The organism is Kitasatospora sp. NPDC048298, from assembly GCF_043201465.1.
Taxonomy (GTDB): Bacteria; Actinomycetota; Actinomycetes; order Streptomycetales; family Streptomycetaceae; genus Kitasatospora.
In genome coordinates this window covers 1-1,305 of the sequence record NZ_JBICYZ010000176.1, presented here as the reverse complement: position 1 = coordinate 1,305, position 1,305 = coordinate 1, and the positions used below count along the sequence as shown (strand labels likewise).

The window sequence follows — 1,305 nt, the reverse complement described above, 5'->3', positions numbered from 1 at the left end:
TGAGCTGCCCCGACTTTCGTGGAGTCCGCGATCGTGTGATCAAGCGACTTGCGGGTGTTGCTCCAGTCTCGTCCAGTACGCCTGCTCGCACTCGTCGGGCGGCATGTAGTCGAGGGCGGAGTGGAGGCGCTCGCTGTTGTACCACGCGATCCACTGGAAGACGGCCCGCTCGACCTCGTCGAAGTCCCGCCACGGCCCCTGGTGTTCGATCAGTTCGGCCTTGAACGTGCCGTTCAGGGCCTCGGCCATCGCGTTGTCGTACGAGTCCGCGACGGAGCCGACGGATGCGGACGCGCCGACCTCTGCCAGTCGCTCTGTGTAGCGAATGGATACGTACTGCGACCCGCGGTCGCTGTGGTGGACGAGGCCGGCGTTCTTCTTGATCCTCTGCCGCCACAGTGCCATCTCCAGCGCGTCCAGCGGCAGGTCGGTCCGCATGTGGGTGGCGGCCTGCCAGCCAACGATCCGGCGGGAGTACGCGTCCAGGACGAACGCCACGTAGACCCAGCCCGACCAGGTACGGATGTAGGTCAGGTCGGCCAGCCACAGCTGGTTCGGGCGCTCGGCGGTGAACCGGCGGTTGACCAGGTCCGGCGGACGTGGCGCTGCGGGCTCCGGCGCGGTGGTGCGGCGGCGCTGTCCGCGGATGACTCCCTCGATGCCGAGCTCGCGCATCAGCCGCTCGACGGTGCACCGGGCCACCGCGTGGCCGGCGCGGACCAGCGCGCGGGTGACACGGCGGGCCCCGTAGGTGCGGCCGGAGTCCTCCCACACGGCCGTGACCAGCGCAATCAGCTCCTCGTCGCGGAGCCGGCGGGCCGACTTCGGCCGCTGCTTGCGCGCGAAGTACGTCGATGGCGACAGCCCCAGCACCCGACATACGGGATCGACCCCGAAGCCGTCACGCAGGTGGTCGATCACCTGCTCGGCCTCGTCCGGGGACGGTCGATCTCCTGGGCAAAAAACACGCTGGCGGCCTTGAGGATCTCGTTGGCCCGCCTCAACTCGGCATTCTCCTTGCGGAGTTCCTTCAGCTCGTCCTGCTCTGCGGTCGTGAGCCGATCGTCGCGCTCTCCGGCGTCGGCCTCGGCCTGACGCACCCAGGACCGCAGGGCTTCCTTGTGGATGCCCAGGTCACGGGCCACGTGAGCGACGGGCCGGCCCGTTGAGCGGACCTCGCGGACGGCGCGCTCACGAAGTTCATCGGGGTACTTGCGGGGTGCTGGCACTGCTCGTGGTTCTCCTTACGCCTGGATCGTAACAAACCCAGACATCAGGGACTCCATGAAAGTCAGAGCAGCTCAC

Annotated in this window: 1 protein-coding gene; it reads right to left on the bottom strand. The window is 68.1% G+C overall.

Translation table 11 applies throughout. From position 1 onward, the window contains the following. Positions 1–39: 39 nt before the first annotated feature. Positions 40–1,229 (bottom strand): IS3 family transposase gene (locus ACGF0D_RS44290; RefSeq protein ID WP_392926267.1). Its coding sequence is split into 2 segments (ribosomal slippage): positions 40–965 and positions 965–1,229, totalling 1,191 coding nucleotides; the frame shifts between segments, so codons are not numbered across the junction. Positions 1,230–1,305 lie beyond the last annotated feature (76 nt).